Annotated in this window: 17 protein-coding genes; 7 read left to right on the top strand and 10 right to left on the bottom strand. The window is 66.5% G+C overall.

Translation table 11 applies throughout. The features are described from left to right. Nucleotides 1–7 precede the first annotated feature (7 nt). The 3 genes from ACFQZZ_RS32995 (at nt 8) to ACFQZZ_RS32985 (ending at nt 2,147) form a co-directional block, all read left to right on the top strand. Complete coding sequence (locus tag ACFQZZ_RS32995; protein ID WP_378688719.1) at nt 8–274, top strand: hypothetical protein; 267 nt, start codon at nt 8–10, stop codon at nt 272–274. Nucleotides 275–465: 191 nt separating this feature from the next. Continuing rightward, complete coding sequence (locus ACFQZZ_RS32990) at nt 466–1,374, top strand: STAS domain-containing protein (RefSeq protein WP_378688716.1); 909 nt, start codon at nt 466–468, stop codon at nt 1,372–1,374. Then, a complete protein-coding gene (locus ACFQZZ_RS32985; RefSeq protein WP_378688713.1) occupies nt 1,371–2,147 on the top strand; it encodes a M15 family metallopeptidase in 777 nt (258 codons plus the stop codon). Before ACFQZZ_RS32990 ends, ACFQZZ_RS32985 begins: the two co-directional genes overlap by 4 nt. Before the next feature lie 20 nt (nt 2,148–2,167). On the opposite strand, the gene ACFQZZ_RS32980 is transcribed toward ACFQZZ_RS32985, so the two are convergent. The 3 genes from ACFQZZ_RS32980 to ACFQZZ_RS32970 all read right to left on the bottom strand — a co-directional run bounded on the left by ACFQZZ_RS32980 (nt 2,168) and on the right by ACFQZZ_RS32970 (nt 4,352). Continuing rightward, nucleotides 2,168–2,686 carry a hypothetical protein gene (locus tag ACFQZZ_RS32980; RefSeq protein ID WP_378688710.1) on the bottom strand — a complete coding sequence of 173 codons (519 nt, stop codon included), beginning with the start codon at nt 2,684–2,686 and terminating at the stop codon, nt 2,168–2,170. Between the two features lie 375 nt (nt 2,687–3,061). Then, nucleotides 3,062–4,015: a tyrosinase family protein gene (locus tag ACFQZZ_RS32975; protein WP_378688707.1), complete on the bottom strand. Its 954-nt coding sequence runs from the start codon at nt 4,013–4,015 to the stop codon at nt 3,062–3,064. A gap of 19 nt (nt 4,016–4,034) precedes the next feature. Then, a complete protein-coding gene (locus ACFQZZ_RS32970; RefSeq protein ID WP_378688704.1) occupies nt 4,035–4,352 on the bottom strand; it encodes a hypothetical protein in 318 nt (105 codons plus the stop codon). Between the two features lie 353 nt (nt 4,353–4,705). On the opposite strand from ACFQZZ_RS32970, the gene ACFQZZ_RS32965 reads away from it, so the two are divergent. After that, a complete protein-coding gene (locus ACFQZZ_RS32965) occupies nt 4,706–5,503 on the top strand; it encodes an SAM-dependent methyltransferase (RefSeq protein ID WP_378688701.1) in 798 nt (265 codons plus the stop codon). Between the two features lie 421 nt (nt 5,504–5,924). Then, complete coding sequence (locus tag ACFQZZ_RS32960) at nt 5,925–6,341, top strand: BlaI/MecI/CopY family transcriptional regulator (protein WP_378688698.1); 417 nt, start codon at nt 5,925–5,927, stop codon at nt 6,339–6,341. Nucleotides 6,342–6,490: 149 nt separating this feature from the next. Here the strand turns inward: ACFQZZ_RS32960 and ACFQZZ_RS32955 are convergent, their stop codons facing one another. Beyond that, nucleotides 6,491–6,673 carry a hypothetical protein gene (locus ACFQZZ_RS32955; protein ID WP_378688695.1) on the bottom strand — a complete coding sequence of 61 codons (183 nt, stop codon included), beginning with the start codon at nt 6,671–6,673 and terminating at the stop codon, nt 6,491–6,493. A gap of 187 nt (nt 6,674–6,860) precedes the next feature. Between ACFQZZ_RS32955 and ACFQZZ_RS32950 the strand changes: the two genes are divergently transcribed. Next, nucleotides 6,861–7,823 carry a M56 family metallopeptidase gene (locus ACFQZZ_RS32950; RefSeq protein WP_378688692.1) on the top strand — a complete coding sequence of 321 codons (963 nt, stop codon included), beginning with the start codon at nt 6,861–6,863 and terminating at the stop codon, nt 7,821–7,823. A 94-nt stretch (nt 7,824–7,917) separates the two neighbouring features. On the opposite strand, the gene ACFQZZ_RS32945 is transcribed toward ACFQZZ_RS32950, so the two are convergent. The 5 genes from ACFQZZ_RS32945 to ACFQZZ_RS32925 all read right to left on the bottom strand — a co-directional run bounded on the left by ACFQZZ_RS32945 (nt 7,918) and on the right by ACFQZZ_RS32925 (nt 13,127). Beyond that, nucleotides 7,918–8,238 carry a CopG family transcriptional regulator gene (locus ACFQZZ_RS32945; RefSeq protein WP_378688690.1) on the bottom strand — a complete coding sequence of 107 codons (321 nt, stop codon included), beginning with the start codon at nt 8,236–8,238 and terminating at the stop codon, nt 7,918–7,920. Next, nucleotides 8,231–8,509, bottom strand: coding sequence for a hypothetical protein (locus ACFQZZ_RS32940; protein ID WP_378688687.1), 279 nt, complete (start codon nt 8,507–8,509; stop codon nt 8,231–8,233). The genes ACFQZZ_RS32945 and ACFQZZ_RS32940 overlap by 8 nt, the downstream gene beginning before the upstream one ends. Before the next feature lie 49 nt (nt 8,510–8,558). Further along, entirely contained in the window at nt 8,559–10,193 is a 1,635-nt protein-coding gene (locus ACFQZZ_RS32935) for a DUF4153 domain-containing protein (RefSeq protein ID WP_378688684.1), read from the bottom strand. Nucleotides 10,194–11,092: 899 nt separating this feature from the next. Beyond that, a complete protein-coding gene (locus ACFQZZ_RS32930) occupies nt 11,093–12,121 on the bottom strand; it encodes an ATP-binding protein (protein ID WP_378688806.1) in 1,029 nt (342 codons plus the stop codon). Nucleotides 12,122–12,422: 301 nt separating this feature from the next. Beyond that, a complete protein-coding gene (locus tag ACFQZZ_RS32925; protein WP_378688681.1) occupies nt 12,423–13,127 on the bottom strand; it encodes a response regulator in 705 nt (234 codons plus the stop codon). Between the two features lie 154 nt (nt 13,128–13,281). Here ACFQZZ_RS32925 and ACFQZZ_RS32920 point away from each other — a divergent pair, with 154 nt between their 5' ends. Then, nucleotides 13,282–13,617 (top strand): NUDIX domain-containing protein, encoded by a 336-nt coding sequence (locus tag ACFQZZ_RS32920; RefSeq protein WP_378688679.1) that lies wholly within the window; start codon nt 13,282–13,284, stop codon nt 13,615–13,617. A gap of 68 nt (nt 13,618–13,685) precedes the next feature. Here the strand turns inward: ACFQZZ_RS32920 and ACFQZZ_RS32915 are convergent, their stop codons facing one another. After that, nucleotides 13,686–15,740 (bottom strand): heavy metal translocating P-type ATPase, encoded by a 2,055-nt coding sequence (locus ACFQZZ_RS32915; protein WP_378688677.1) that lies wholly within the window; start codon nt 15,738–15,740, stop codon nt 13,686–13,688. Nucleotides 15,741–15,775: the final 35 nt, after the last annotated feature.

Raw genomic sequence — 15,775 nt, 5'->3', positions numbered from 1 at the left:
GATACCCATGAGCACCGTTGCGCCCACCACCTACCTCGCGCTGGCTGCCGAAGCCCAGAACCTGCTGTTCCGCGAGGCTCGCACCGCGAACACCTTCACCGACGACGACTACCGCGCGGAGTCGGCCCGGTTCAACGCCCTGATCCAGGTCGGCTACTGCATCTTGGGCATCCGAGCCGCCGGACTGGCCGCAGGCCCGAGTAAGCCCGGCCCGAACGCGTGGTTCCCACGCTCGCCTCGGCTCGCCTATGACGAGGTTGTGACGACCGCATAGGTCCGGCCGATCAGGCAGAGTCGGTAACGCCGCAGTTCGGCCGTCCGAAATTCCCGGGCATCGGCAGAGACCAGCAACTAACCAGCTCTGGGTATAGGCTTTCGCCTGCCAGTCGGCATAGGTCCGCGGACGCCGTGGGTGCGCTGGCTGCTGTCGGGTGTAAGCCACCCGTGTCGGGATCGGAGACGGTGTTGCCCAAGGTGTTACTAGACGGAAGCATCGCGACGATCTCCACCGGATCGAATGAGGGCCTGCTCTCCGAACTGGTGGAGCACCTGCGGCAGAACCGTACGGTGTTGCGGGAGGAATGGGCGCGCCGAATCACCGAGGCGCAGCTGCTGACCGCGATGACACCCGATGAGATGTTCTCCGAGGCGACGTCGGTGTACGACAACTATGTCGCGGTGCTCGAGACCGGTTCTGTGGAAGCGTTGCAGGACTACGCACGCGACCTGTCCGAACGCATCATTCCCCGTGGCGTGGAAACCGATGAGGTGCTGGGTATCGTGCTGCTGCTGCGCGATGTGCTCGCGCGCTCGCTGTTCGAGAAGTACCAGGGCGACTTCGATCTGCTCAACCAAGTACTCGACGCCTACGAACCGGCCGCGAACCGGATCGCCAACACCGTCGGTGTCTCCTTCGTGCAAGAGCGCGAGCGCATCATCCGCCAACAGCAGGAAGCGATCCGGGAGCTGTCGACCCCCGTGCTCCAGGTGCGTGAGCAATTGCTGATCCTGCCGATCATCGGTGTGCTCGACGGGCAACGGGCCCGTCAGCTCACCGAACAGCTACTCGGCGCCATTCGCCACAACCGGGCGAAGGTCGTCGTCATCGACATCACCGGTGTGCCGACGATCGACTCCACCGTCGCCAACCATCTCGTGCAGACGGTCGAAGCATCGGGGTTGATGGGTGCCAGCGTGATCATCACCGGCCTATCCTCGGAGATCGCGTTGACATTGGTGACGATCGGGTTGGACCTGTCGAAGATGAACGCCGTCGGCGACTTGCAGGGCGGCATCGAGGAGGCCGAACGCCTGCTCGGCTACGACGTCACCCGCAGTGGCGCCGGGGATTTCCTGCACGCCGGCGAGCGGTGAGACCGTTGCGGCGGCTCGGCTCACTGATGCTGGCTTGCGTGCTGGCGGTAGCGATCGCGGCGTGCGAAAACAGCCCCGAGGCACCGACGCCTGGTGCGGAAGCGTTCGTTTCCATCACCGATGTGGATCCGACGATCCTCGTCGAGGCCCGCTATTTCGGGCAGCACAACTTCCTCGGCACGCGAGTCGCCGGATACGAAGCGCCCAAGTGCCTGCTCACCAAGCAGGCGGCATCGGCCATCGCGCAGGTTCAGCAGGAGTTACGCCCGATGAACCTCACGCTGAAGACCTACGACTGTTACCGCCCGCAACGTGCCGTCGACCACTTCGTCGCCTGGGCACGAGATCTCGGCGATGTGAAGATGAAGACCGAGTTCTACCCCGCGGTGGACAAGGCGAACCTGTTCCGAGACGGCTACATTGCCGAGAAGTCGGGGCACAGTCGCGGCAGCACACTGGATCTCGCCATCGTCGCGCTCCCCGCCGCCGAACCTGAGCAGTATCGCGACGGTGATCCGCTGCGCGAATGCTTCCTACCGACGAATCAGCGGTTCCACGACAATATCCTCGACTTCGGTACCGGCTACGACTGCTTCGATCCCGCCGCACATACCGCGAACCCGGCCGTCGGCGGCACCCAGCGGGCAGTGCGCACGCTGTTGACGAATCTGATGGACGAACACGGGTTCAAGAACCTCCCCGAGGAATGGTGGCATTTCACCCTGAGAGACGAGCCGTTCCCGCAGACCTACTTCGACTTCCCGGTCCGCTGACTCCTACCGCGGCGAACCATTCAGCGCAGCGGAGCCGTCGTCGCGTTCGAACGCTCCACGTATTCGTCGTTGATCAGGTGGTAGGCCTGCCCGAGATCGTCGAGGGCCTGCAGCCATCGGGATTCGGCATCGCCGTCGCCCGGGTTGCGGCTCAGCGACAGCAGCGCCTCGGTGGCGTCGGCCGACCGAGCCGCCGCATCGAGCAGAATCGGCGCGGGGTCGACCGTCGTCTCCGCGGCCAGCGCATCGATTCGATCGCGCAGCCAGCGCGCGTCGAAACCCGCTTGCTCGCAGGCATTCTCGCCATTCACCGGCCGGGTGCTCATGGCGGCGGTGTGCGCGACCTCGTCCTCGGTCATGCTCGTTGTGAGCACCCGCCGCAGCTCACCGCTGACCGCGCGATACAGCAGCCCGACCAGCAGGGAGCGTTCCGAGACCGGCCCCGGAAAACCCCTGCCACCGTCCTGCGCGCCGATCTCCGCAGGATCGATACGCAGAATCGCCAGCACGGCACGCAACTGTGCAATGGTCAGCATCATGCATCCCTCCCTTCCGTCGCAGCGGCGCTCGCCTGCACCATAGAACCCTTGCAACACGGCGGGGTCCAGGCCAAACCGGCGTGCTGTTAACCCGCCAGTAGCCACCGCGCCGGTCTCTCGATCCAGCGAAGGCCAGCTCGCGACGACGGCGGTTTGCCGCATCTTCGCTGAATCCTCGAAACCCTATACAAACAAGCCGAACGCTGTCCATGGACTCGACAAATTCCGGAATCCGATCGTCAAGCGGATGCACCGTTGCTCCCTCCGCATCGTGCGGTCGGTGCGGCGGTCCAGCGCGACTGCAAGTGACACGCCCAGCGCGGCGGCAATCGGCTGTCCGTCGCCTCCGCGTAGACGCCGTCGCTATCCGTCGATTCACCGAGTACGCAGATCATGACCGTCGCCGCGCATCGTTACGTGCCGCCGTGATCGTGGGGCGTTGTCCGGAGCCCGTTCCTTGAACTCCTTCGGGGCCAGCTCCATCGGGCTCAATTCCTTCGGCAGATTCTCCTTCAACTCCTCGATCCGCAGTTTCGGGATCCGGATGCATGCCGGGTCGATCGTGTCGTACCGATAGCCGAGGTCACGGTGGACGAGCAGATCTGCGGGACGAACGGATTCGGGGACAACGGTCCACGGGAGCATCCCGAAGGGGTCGGTCGTTCCGCTCCACGGCCACATCATGTCGGTGCTGCTGTGCCCGGTCGGCCCGCCGCTCAGCGGCAGGAACGGCTGAAAACCTGCGACGTTCCCGTGCCGGCGGATCCACTCCGACCAGAGCCGATCCACGTTGGCGTGGATGAGCCAGAACACCGGGTCACGCGGGGCGATGACGGCGTTGCCGACGAAGCCGCCCACCCATACGTGCGCGGCACCGTGTGGAGCTTCGATACCGCGAAACGCGGTGTAGTCGGGGTCCGACATCGCGGTCGAAATCTCGCCCCCGGTCCCGGGGAATCCGAAGATGTCGAACGAACTCCGAATCAGGCCCCAGCCCGCGAACGGGCCATCGGTCACCGCACCGGTTCCGGCCTGGCCGGGTCCGCCCATCAGATCGGCGCGCCAGATCAGACTCTCGGTTCCCGCGCCGTTCAGGTTGGCTTGCGTCCAATCCCAATAGGGGACACTGACATCCGGATCGATGGCCTGCAGGTCACGCTCGAATCTGAGCAGGTATTCCCGATGCCACGGAAAGAACGCGGGACCACCGTGCCCGTGTCCCATCGCGCCACGATGCTGCTCGACGTAGGTGTCATACCCACCGTCGTCGCGCAATTGGTTGATTGCGCTGGTGAACGCGCGGCGCTGTCCAACGGTCAGTCTCGTCAAGTTTCCGCGGCAGCCCATGTCAGTGCCCTCCCCCGTGCTCGGTGTCGTCGTCATGCTCGGCGTGGCCCGCAGCAACGACCACACCGTTGCTGTCGACGACGATTCGATTCGGGTCGTCGAACATGTACCCGTAGTCCGCGAAGTGCTTCGCGAGCACCCTGACCTCGGGCGAGGCAAAGTACGCCTCGTCGCACATCCACATGGCGAGCCCCCTCTCCCCTGCGCCGTGGTGGTGGTGACAGGCGAACTCGCGCCCGTCGACGCTGACCACCGCATGCGGATGGTCCTCACGGATGACGATTGCCTTGCCCTTGTATGTGAATTCCGAGGCGGCCATACGCTCTTTCCTCAGCCAGGGTCAGCATCCCGACGCTGCTGACGCGGTGATCGATTGCGAGCGAGCCCAGCGGCGAACCGACATCGACACGAGGTAGGTCCGTGGACTCGACACCTACGATGGCGGTGTCTACGACGCGGTACACGAGTACCCGTCCACTCGAATTCCGACCATCGGCTACTCGAACGACATGGTCCGACAACACTATTCGCGCAGCGCGAGATCCCCTGTGCCGCTCCGGGCTTCATCGACTGCACGGAATGATCGATTGAGCCGCACGAACGAAGCCGTCCATGGTTAGGTTCATCAGAGTTCGGGGATCGCTGTGGCAATGTTGTGCAGGAGGATGAACGATGACGGGTTCGGAGTCGGTGGGCTTTGACACGACCAAACCGAGCATCGCGCGCGTCTACGATGCTCTACTGGGCGGGACGGACAATTACCCCGCCGACCATGCGGTTGTCGAGCATCTTGCCGAGACCCTGCCGGAGATCAGTGAAGTAGCCCAGCTGAATCGGGCGATGCTCGGCCGCGGCGTCCGCTACCTCGCCGGTACGGCGGGCATCAAACAGTTCCTCGACCTCGGCGCCGGGTTGCCCACCATGGAGAACACCCACCAGGTGGCGCAGTCACTGCAGCCAGACGCGAAAGTCGCCTACGTCGACATCGATCCGGTCGCGTTGGCGCACGGTCGAGCGCTGGTGGAGAACAACGACGGGACCGTGGTCGTGGCCGCGGACCTGCGCTCCCCCGCCGACGTCCTCGCCGATCCGGCCGTCCAGCAGACGATCGACTTCTCGCAGCCGCTCGCCGTCATGCTCGTCGGCATCCTGCACCACCTGCACGACGACGAAGACCCCGCAGCCATCGTCGACAGCTACCTCAGCGCGGTACCCGCGGGCAGCCACCTATTCATCACTCATTTCTGCGACTCGGGCCAGGAGGCCCGCGCGCTGGAGAAGTCGTTCCTGGAATTCCTCGGTACGGGCCGGTTTCGGACGCACGAGGAGGTACTCGGATTGTTCCGCGGTCTCGAACTGGTCGAGCCCGGTCTCGCCTATCTACCCGAATGGCGGCCAGCCGACGGAGCCTCCGGCGAGCTGGGCATCACCCAGCGACTGATGGTCGGCGGGATCGCTCGCAAGCCCTGATCGCCGGATCGCGCACTTGGTTGGCGAACGGTTGAGCCCGAAGGCTTGACCGGATCAGCACCTGGCCCGGTCGGGGTTTGCGGGATGGGTACCTCACGCAGTTGCAGTGCCTCGGGTGGTCCGGGGGCGGAGGACCACCGCGCGCATCAGGCCGATCGTCAATTCGAGTACCTCCGCCGCATCCGGTTCCGAACACTCGGCCGGCGGCTCGCAGATAACACCCGCCGACTCGGCACCGGTCATCGTATCGGTGATGGACGCACGATTGCTCGACATCAGCCGGTGCGGCGGATGGCCTTTCGACACCACGCAAGCATCTGTCGACGCGCGAACCGACGCGTCGGAAAGTACTATGTACGTACGCAGAAAGTAGCGCGCGACGGGATGCCGGTCCCACCACCGCCGCTACTGGAGGTGATGTATGCGCGTACGGAGATTCGGCGAGCTCGAAGCGGTCATCATGGACCGAGTTTGGGATCGCGACGAACCGACCACTGTCCGTGGGATTCTCGACGAGATCGTCGCCGAGCGCGAAATCGCCTACACCACGGTGATGTCCACCATGGACAATTTGCATCGCAAAGGCTGCCTCGAGCGGGAGCGCATCGGCAAAGCGTACTGGTATCAACCCACATTGACGCGCGAGCAGTACAGCGCCGCTCTGATGCGCGAGGCCCTCCAAGGTGGTGGCCGACCCGACCTCGTGCTGGCCTACTTCGTCGAGCAGATCGATGCCGATGAGTCCGCGGGATTGCGTGCCGCACTGAGGCTTCGGCGGGAACAGCCGAAAGTGAGGTCTGCCGAAAGCCTGACTCTGCGGACCACGGTCGCTGAATGATGCGCTGCCGAGGTTAGTTTCAGTTCGAGCGTCCGGTGCAGACGGTGCTTTTCGACCGACACTGCGGGATCGGCGTGCGCGACCGATATGACTATCGGTCCGCGCCATGGTTGGTGAGCCGACGTCTCGGTGTGATCTACGTAGGTAAATCAAGGCTCGAGGCCGTCGCCGTCGACAAACCCCGATGTGAGGGGTCCGGTGAGACCCCAGCGCTCGCCTGCGCGTCGAGCCGCTGTCGAGGAGGCGGCGGCGCCTGCCGAGCCTGCTCCGACGACTGCCTCGAATCCATAGGTCCAGCACCAGGATTCGCGGACAACCCACTTTCTGGACATCCAGAAATTACGTATGTAGATAGTAGGTGTCCGCTAGGTTGAGTGCATTCCCGGGTTTGCACCACGGCTCGACGCCGATCGACAGGAGGAACGCCTTGATGCGTTTTCACGCATTCAAGACTTCGAAGCAGCGAAGCGCCGAGCAACGCGGGCGGATCCGGCAGCCCGCCACACAGCGTGCCGCCGGATGAGCGAGGCGGTCTGCCTGCTGCTCTACAGCTTTGCCGTCGTGGTGCTGGCGCCACGCCCGCTCACGCGGCTCACCCACCGCGGTGTCGTGCCACAGTTGGAGCTGGTCGCATGGCTGAGCGCGATCGGCTCGGTAGTCGCCTCGTGGCTAGCGGTTCCGGTGATCGTCATCGCCTACGTGATAACGGATTTGGCCCATCCCGGCCGTCCGGTCCTCGACAGCTGCTACGCGCAATTGCATGATGCTGCCACCGGCCACTACGGAATCCTGGTGCAGAGCGGGTTTCTCGCACTGACCGGGTTCGCCACGTGTGCCGGCGTGGTGCTGCTCGGCCGGGTCGGCCGGTGGTTTCTGCTGGCCCGCAGCACTACCCATGAGCACGCGCGAATGGTTCGGATCGCCGGGCGCCACGATGCCGGATTGGATGCCATCGTGCTCGATGTCGCCGAAACCGCCGCGTACAGCGTGGCAGGCAAGCCACCCACGGTCGTCGTCACCCGCGGCGCGATCGCCGCGCTCGATCATGGCCAGTTGAGTGCAGTATTGGAGCACGAGCGCGCCCACCTCGCCGGTCGTCACCATCTGTGGCTCGCCCTGACACGCGGGCTTGCGGCCAACCTTTCCCGGATCGAGCTTTTCACCCTCGGAGCGACCGAAGTCGCGCGGCTGCTGGAGATGTGCGCTGACGACGCCGCGGCTCGCGTGCACGGCCGACCAGCCGTGCTGCGGGCCCTGCTCACACTTTCCGGTATCCCCGAAGCCGTCTCGCCGGTACTGGGCATGAACGGCGTCGACCTACCCGCGCGGGTCGAACGCCTGATCCCGCCGATCGAGCCGAGGCCGGGAGTTCAGGCCCGCCTACTACTGGGAGCCGTTGTCGCGGTGGTGATCATCGGCCCGCTGGCATCGGCCACGCTGGCCGCCATCGGTATCGCCGTGTGCGCGCCGCTGCCCGGCTGATCGACCCAACTGGCCGACACGCTGACCAGCCGCACCGAGGCGGTCACGCGGACCGAAGCATCCGGCTACGCCGGTCGGCCCGTGCCGACTCCCGCTACGCCGACCGACGCAGTGGATGCAGAGCGGCGAGAGCGCGCAGGGCGTCGGCGCGGGAGATCGGTTGGTCGTTTTCCAGGGCGGCGAGCTCGAGTTCGATCCAGTCGCGGATCAGCGCCGACATCGTGACGCTGCGGTCCTCGGCGGCCTTTTTTACCCGCTGATGCAGTTCGAACGGGATACGCAGCGAGGTGGTGACGGTGACCGCGTCATCGTGCAACACCGGCGGCACCTCGGCCGGATCAACGGGCTTGTCGCCGAATTCCAGGCCGGCCAGGAAATCCTGGACGTCCCGCGGGTTTGTCGGATAGTCAGTCATCGGCGTGCTCCCAACGCTCGAACTCCGCGACCTGCGTGTCGGCCATGTCGACGGCACCCAGGATGTCCCACTGCCAGTCCTCGGTCCGGCGGACGGCGACGATAAGCGGCCTACCCGCGTCGGTCCGGCCCCACACTGTCAGGACCGCCAGCCCGCCAGGGCCGCGCGCCCGCCGAGGCCATCGGCGAACACCGCTGAGCACCTGCAGCACCTCGCGGGGGTCGATCCCGATCAGCGACAGCAATGCCCACTCAGGCCAGTTATAACCCACAAGCAGGGATAATACAAGTGTATTGCACTTCCGCACCCGCAGGCCGGTTTCATCGTGCGCGTGCGCGCGACAGATTCCAGCTCTGCCAGGTGTCGTCGTCGAGTTCCGCGCGGATCGGATCGAGCACCTCGGCGCGCAGCGGCTCGGGCAGACGCTCGATGGCCGGGACGATATCCGGCGAGAGGGTGCTCAGGTACTCGGTGTCGAGGTCCTTACCGTGCTGCCAACGGTCGATGTTCTTGTCGGCGACAAGGCCGTCCGGGTTCAACACCGCCAGCGCCAACAGGGTCGCCATGGCGGTGCCGATCGCGGCGCGCGGCAGCCAGGTTCGCTTCAACCGGAGCACCGCGGCGATCACCAGCAGGTAGACCACGCCGAGCCACAGCTCACAGGACTCGACCAGCAGTCGCAGCACGGTGAATCCGTAGGCCTGCTGATACGTCCACATGCGACCGAGCGCGGACGCGACGATAACCAGCGAGAGGGCGCTCAGCGCGCACAGCAGTATTCGCAGCCACATTCGATCGGCCGCCGAATCCTTTGCCGCCCAACGCAAGACGATGAGGATGACGGCGAGGGTCAGCATGCTGACGATCGAAAGCTGCCAGAAGCCGCTGCGCGCGTACTCGGCATAGGTGAGCCCGGCCGTGCGCTGAACGTAGCGGTCACCACCGAACAGCGCGACGAACTGCGCGCCGACGAAGAGCGCGAACAGCGTCGTCAGCGCGCCGACGGGCAACGCCCACTCCAGCCGTCGCAACGACCGGCCGATCTCGGAATCTCCCTCGTCGGACACCGCGGCAGGCGGTCCGGCGAGCAGATACATCGCACCGAGGGTGCCGAGCCCAACGACGGCGAACAGCACGATCCACCGCACTATCGAGGCGACGTCGACTTCCGGCGTCACGCTCGCGAGCAATCTCGCGAACGTCGCGTCCGCCCCACCGAGCAGTGGCACGAACACCGCCAGCAGCGCGACTGTCACCGCCACCGACCCCGCGGCCCGCCAAGAGTTGCCCCGACTGCTCCCGCGCACTCGACTGAGCGCCGTGTACATCCAGGGCAAGGCGCTGAACGACTCGATCGGCACCGCGATCACGTCGTACCAGACGCCATTGGCCGAACGCCGCCCGACGACAGCCAGCGATCCGGCCACACACGCGGCGAGCACACAGAGCGTGAACAGCCACCCGGCGGCGCGGAACGCCCCCACCGCCAGCAGCGCCAACGCCAAGGCCGACCACCAGATTCGGCCCCAATTACCCAGGGCGCCACCGTCTCGATCCGCATCCCCAGCCGAGGCTTCCGTTCTTGCCGTCGTTTCCGTCGACGACTGCCGACCGGGGCGCGCAGATTCATTCTCGATGCGCGCACCTGCCGCCGGTTGATCATCGACCTCCGGCAACGCGCTCGCCCGACCGTCCTCGGCCCGGACCTGCTCGGTCCCACCTGCTCCGACCCCGGCCTCCGATTGCGGCGTCGTTCGACTGCCGACTTGTTCCTGCCTGCCCGGGGCCCGAGACCCCACGTCCGACGTGGATTCGGCACTACCTCCCGCCGTGCGCCGCGCACGCCGATCCACCAGGAACACCGCCCCCGCCGCGACCGCGCCGGCCAGCACCCAACCGAGCCCCGGACGATCCAGCGGGATCAGGACCGCCCCCGCGACCCCAGCGATGCCCACCGCAGGCAGCGCACCGTGTGGAACGGCGACTCGCCGCCACCTCGGCGGCAGCGGTACCCCCCAGGATCTCGACGCGACGAGCGCGTGAACTCCGGGCGCAATCGGCGCACCCGTCGACGTCGCCTGCGACTCCTGCCATGCAGGCGACTCGAGGCGCGTAGCACTCGTCGGAGCCGAGGAGATCCCTTGCCAGCCCGTACTCCATGGCGCGGCAACAGGATCCGCATGCGCCCCGCCTCGTGGCCCTGGTTCCGTCGGTCCAGTCGCCATTGAAGCTGTACTTGCCGATTCCGGCGTTCCCTCGGACGGATGATCCGCGGATTTCGACGTCTCGGGCGACGTCGTTCGGGATGAGTGGTCTCGGGAAGTCTCAGCAGCAGTCGAGTGGCTCCCGCCGCCGACTCCGGCGTCTGGCAACGCACCCGCCACGGAAAGCGCGGTGCTGGTCGTTGTGCCTCCGTCTGGAGACGACTCTCGGTCCGATGCCTCCATCGATACGGCAGATACCTGTTCGGCTGGGTTCGTCGGCGTTGCGCTACTGCGCCGGTATCGCCTGGTTACTCGCGGCGGTGGTACCGGTTCGTCGGGCGATGCCAAGGGCGAGTCAGGAGCCGGGTCGTGCTGTGACGCCGAGTCCGTGGCACCAGTCGAATCGGCCGGCGACGCCGAAGGCCCGGCACCGATCGAGTCGTCCGGCAACGGCGAACGCCCGGCAACGGTCGTCGCATCCTCGGAGGACCGCGCGCTTGCAATCGGTCGTTCTGATTTCGGCGGTTCGCCTGGCGCGGGGTGTTCGGGCATGGGTGGTCTCTCCTAATGGGTGTGCGGGATCGCCCCGGGGACCCGTCGAACGGTTCGGGGGCGGTGGGCTGGGGTGGGCTAGGAGTTGTTCGGGGGTGTCAGCGATCTGGGAGTACTACGCGGATGCGCGAGCCGGGGTCGGCCACGGCGATGGTGCCGCCGTGTAGGTCGACGACCCAACGGGAAATGGCGAGGCCGAGACCGGTACCGCCGCCGTCGGTTCGGCCGCCGCGGGTGAAGCGGTCGAAGACGCGGGCGCGTTCGGCGAGCGGAATCCCGGGGCCTTCGTCCTGGACGTCGATGACCAGTTGTCCATGGTCGGTGTGTGCCGTGATTCGCACTTCTCCGCCGGCCGGGCCGTGGCGGGCGGCGTTGTCGAGCAGGTTCAACAGCACTTGATGCAGACGTGCACGATCTGCTGACACGCTCGCGGTGCCGGGTTGCACGTCGGTGCTGAATCGCACGCCGCGCCCGAGTGCCGCCGCCATCACCTCGGCCTCGGCGACGACCTGGGCCAATAACGGTGTGACGGCGAGGCGTTCGCGATCGAGTGGGAAGGCGCCCGCCTCGATGCTGGACAGATCGAGCAGTTCGGAGACGAGCAAGCCCAACCGCTCGGTCTGTGCGAGCGCCGTACGCAGTGTCTTCGGGTCGGGCTCGGACACCCCGTCCACGAGGTTCTCCAGCACCGCGTTGAGTGCGGTAATCGGCGTGCGCAGCTCGTGGGAGACGTTGGCGATGAGGTCGCGGCGCTGCTGATCGGCGGCGGCCAGGTCGGCGGCCATCTGATTGAACGCCTTCGCCAGCTGGCCCACCTCGTCGCGCGAACTCGCGCGCACGCGTCGGGTGTAATCGCCCTGGGCCATCCGTTTGGCCGCGGCGGTCATCTCACGCAGCGGCCTGGTGATGCCGTGCGCGAGGAACTGCGATGTCACCAACGCGATAACGACGGCAGCGAGTGTGGTCCGCGGCGGCAGCCAGCCGATCTTGAAGCGAAAGAACCCGAATGCCACGCCACCCGAGACCAGCATCAGGATCGCCAGCTTGAGCTTGATCGACCGCACCGGATCGAGCGGGCGCGGCAATACCTCCGCTACGACGTCGCTCACTTTCCTGAGCCCGCGCATACCAACTCCGAACCACGATGCGGCGGACCCACTCGGAGTTGTTGCCGCGCGACCGCCCGGCGCACCGAGTTCCCTCTCGACACCGATCTCCGCCCCGGCCTGGCCGTCAGCGCCGTCGACCAACGAGCCCGTCGATGTAAGACCACGTTGGTCACTCATTGAGCCTCCCCGCCTGCCGCGGCCCATCGATCCGACCGGTGATGGTGCTGCGCACATGTCGGTTCGCCCTTCGCCGAGTCGGCTGCGATTCGCCCCGCCTGCAGTCCCCCGGTGCACAGCGCACCGATTCGCATGTGGCAATTCATCGCGCCTCCAGCGCATAACCGACGCCGTGCACAGTGCGGATCAGGTCTGCGCCGAGCTTACGGCGCAAGGCCTTGATATGGCTGTCGACGGCGCGGGTGCCCGCGGCATCGGCCCAGTCCCAGACCTCTTCGAGTAGTCGTTCGCGCGCCAGCACCACGCGGGGACGGCGAGCCAGGCGGGCGAGCAGCTCGAATTCGAGCGGGGTCAGCTGGGCTTCGACGTCACCGCGCCAGACGCGCCGTTGATCGACGTCGATGCGGAGGTCGCCGACGATGATGGTGTCGCCATCGCGGTCGGCCGCGCGGTCCATGCGGCGCAGCAACGCGTGCACGCGGGCGGCGAGCACACGCATGGAGAACGGCTTGGTCAGATAGTCATCCGCGCCGACACCGAGCCCGATCAGCTGATCGGTTTCGTCGGTGCGGGCGGTGAGCATGAGCACCGGCACGCCGCGCCCCGCCTGGATCCGCCGACACACCTCGAGCCCGTCGAAGCCCGGCAGCATCACATCGAGCACCACCAGATCGGGCTCCCCGGCCTCCACAGCGGCGACCGCCGCGGGTCCATCATGTGCCGTATCGACGGTGAACCCTTCCGCCCGCAGTCGCGCCGCCACCGATTCGGCGATGGTCATCTCGTCGTCCACGACGAGGATCCGCCGCGCTGCCGGCTGCCCGGTGACCACTGCGCTCTGCTCCATGATCCGAAACCCTAGCCACTCACTGTGGAGAGAAGCGGCTTCAAATGTGGAGATTCCGTGTACGCGGGGATGCCGATGGCACTATCAGTTCGCAATGCTGCCGTCCCGCGAACCCCAGAGGGCCGTAAACCCCACTGAGACAAGGACAAGCTCGATGGAGCAGACAGCGGCCCGCGAGGCGCGCGAGGAGACCGGGCTCACCGAACTCACGCTGGGGCCCGAGGTCTGGCGCCGCTGCGCGATCGGCTCCTGGGGCGGCGCCACCTACGACTGCCGTGAGCACTACTTCCTCGTCCGGGTCAGTGGTTTCGACATCGACACCATTGGTTTCACCGAGGACGAGCGCACCTCGATCACCGGCCACCACTGGTCGACACCGGACGAGCTGAACGCGACCGGCGACCGCCTCGTCCCCGACAACCTCCGCTCGCTCCTAGCCGACCTGCTGACCTCCGGCCCGCCGGAAGAGCCGATCGCCCTCCTCGCCTGAGACGCTCGAGCAATGCCCGCCGAACGCCCTCCCGTGCTTTCGTCGTGGCCCTGGAACCGCTCCCCCGCTCAGGCCGCCAGCGGGCGTGGCTCGTGGTCGATGCCCTCGTGCTCAGCGCCGCGGCGGAAGCGCAACAGGCGCAAAGCGTTTGCGACGACCAGGAGGGTGGAGCCCTCGTGGATGAAGACCGCGGGTCCGATGGGTAGGCCGATGAGGGTTGCTGGGACCAGGGCGGCGACGATGAGGAGGGAGAAGGCCAGGTTTTGGCGGATGATGCGGGCAGTGTGGCGGCTGAGGCCGACGGCGAAGGGTAGGCGGCCGATGTCGTCGACCATCAGTGCGACGTCCGCGGTTTCGAGTGCGACGGCGGAACCGCCTGCGCCCATGGCGATTCCGACGGAGGAGTTGACCATCGCCGGTGCGTCGTTGACGCCGTCGCCGACCATGGCGGTGCCGTCGCGTCCGCCGAGCTTGCCGATCATGGTGACCTTGTCCTCGGGGAGCAGGCCGCCGTGTGCGGCGTCCAGGCCCATGTCAGCGGCGACGGCGTCGGCCACTCGCTGGTTATCTCCGGAGATGAGGACGATGTCGTCGATGCCCAATGCGCGCAGTCGTGCGATGACCGGCGCTGCTTCGGCGCGTGGGGTGTCCATGACGCCGACAACACCCAGATACACCCCGCCGCGTCGCACGATCATCGTGCTGCGTCCCCGCTGGTGCAGGCCATCCGCGATCCGGATGACCGCGGTGGGCACGCCGTCGGCTTCGAGCTCGGTGAACATCGTGTGGTTGCCGACTTCGGCGGGGCTGCCGTCGACCAAGGCGGTGACGCCGCGACCGGTCACCGAATTCACCGAGGTCGCAGTGCGTTCAGCACCGGCGGGCACCAGGACCGCGAGATCGCGGGTGATCGCCGTGGCGAGCGGATGGTCACTGTAGGACTCGACCGCGAACAAGGTCGTGATCAACTCCTCGCGCAGGTCCTCGGCGGCCGGGACGATATCGGTGACCCGCGGCTGACCCCAGGTGAGGGTGCCGGTCTTGTCGAACGCCATCGAACGCACACGCCCGAGAGTTTCCAGCGGTCCGCCGCCCTTGGCGAGCACACCGGCCTGTGCGGCGCGGGCGACTCCGGCCAGCACCGCGCTCGGTGTCGCGATCGCCAGTGCACATGGGCTTGCGGCCACCAGTACCACCATGGCCCGATAAAAGCTGTCGGCGAAGGGCTCCGACAGCGCGAACATACCGAACGCCAGTACGCCGAGTACACCGGCCAATACCGCGGGAACGAAGAAGAGCTGGAAGCGGTCGATGAACCGTTGCGTGGGCGACTTCTGAGTGTCGGCCTCGCGCACCATGGTGATGACCCGGGCGAGCGTGCTGTCCTTCGCGCGACTGGTCACCAGCACGTCCATGGCGCCGGATCCGTTCGTCGTGCCCGCGAACACCCGATGGATTTCGGGGACTGGCGCGCTGCCTGCCAGCGCGGCGGTCGGGTCCCCGATCGGGCTCTTCTCGACTGGAATGCTCTCGCCGGTCACCGACGACTCGTCCACGGCGCTGCGCCCGTCGACCACGATCCCGTCGGCCGCCAGCCGCGAATTGGGCAGCACCACAACGACATCCCCGACGGCGAGCTGATCGACCTCGGACTCCACCACCTCGCCATTCGACCCGCGCACCAATGCGGTGCTAGGCGCGAGCTCGGCCAACGCCTCGATCGAGCGCTGTGCGCGGCCCATCGCGTATTCCTCGAGCGCATGTCCGAGGCTGAACAGGAACAGCAGCACCGAGCCCTCGGCCCACTTGCCGACCATCGCGGCGCCCACCGCCGCGACCAGCATCAGGAAGTCGACCTCGAAGCGACCGCGGCGCATGGTGGCGATCGCGGTGCGCACGGTGAAGAAGCCGCCGAACAGATAGGTCGCAACGAACAGCACGATCGCTGCCCACTCCGGCGCGGACAGCAGGTATTTCGCCGCCAAGCCCGCCGCATAGGTCACGCCGGAGGCGATCGCGAAGATCAGCTCGGCGCGCTGCCCTGACAATCCGGCCCCGCGTCCCCCACCGTGATCGTGGGCGTCCTTCCGATCGGCTCGTTCCACATTAGGTCCCTTTGCCATAAGCCAATCATATGCATACATCGCAATGTTTGCAT

Source organism: Nocardia sp. GCM10030253 (genome assembly GCF_042675075.1).
GTDB lineage: Bacteria > Actinomycetota > Actinomycetes > Mycobacteriales > Mycobacteriaceae > Nocardia.
Note: the sequence above shows the minus strand (reverse complement) of the source record. Positions and strands in the feature narration are given on the sequence as shown.

Bases quoted from the DNA above. Each gene is read 5' to 3' on its own strand.
- ACFQZZ_RS32945 (WP_378688690.1), bottom strand. From the start codon at position 8,238: ATGACTGACTATCCGACAAACCCGCGGGACGTCCAGGATTTCCTGGCC.
- ACFQZZ_RS32955 (WP_378688695.1), bottom strand. From the start codon at position 6,673: ATGTCCAGAAAGTGGGTTGTCCGCGAATCCTGGTGCTGGACCTATGGA.
- ACFQZZ_RS32930 (WP_378688806.1), bottom strand. From the start codon at position 12,121: ATGCGCGGGCTCAGGAAAGTGAGCGACGTCGTAGCGGAGGTATTGCCG.
- ACFQZZ_RS32980 (WP_378688710.1), bottom strand. From the start codon at position 2,686: ATGATGCTGACCATTGCACAGTTGCGTGCCGTGCTGGCGATTCTGCGT.
- ACFQZZ_RS32970 (WP_378688704.1), bottom strand. From the start codon at position 4,352: ATGGCCGCCTCGGAATTCACATACAAGGGCAAGGCAATCGTCATCCGT.
- ACFQZZ_RS32925 (WP_378688681.1), bottom strand. From the start codon at position 13,127: ATGGAGCAGAGCGCAGTGGTCACCGGGCAGCCGGCAGCGCGGCGGATC.
- ACFQZZ_RS32915 (WP_378688677.1), bottom strand. From the start codon at position 15,740: ATGGCAAAGGGACCTAATGTGGAACGAGCCGATCGGAAGGACGCCCAC.
- ACFQZZ_RS32965 (WP_378688701.1), top strand. From the start codon at position 4,706: ATGACGGGTTCGGAGTCGGTGGGCTTTGACACGACCAAACCGAGCATC.
- ACFQZZ_RS32950 (WP_378688692.1), top strand. From the start codon at position 6,861: ATGAGCGAGGCGGTCTGCCTGCTGCTCTACAGCTTTGCCGTCGTGGTG.
- ACFQZZ_RS32995 (WP_378688719.1), top strand. From the start codon at position 8: ATGAGCACCGTTGCGCCCACCACCTACCTCGCGCTGGCTGCCGAAGCC.
- ACFQZZ_RS32920 (WP_378688679.1), top strand. From the start codon at position 13,282: ATGGAGCAGACAGCGGCCCGCGAGGCGCGCGAGGAGACCGGGCTCACC.
- ACFQZZ_RS32960 (WP_378688698.1), top strand. From the start codon at position 5,925: ATGCGCGTACGGAGATTCGGCGAGCTCGAAGCGGTCATCATGGACCGA.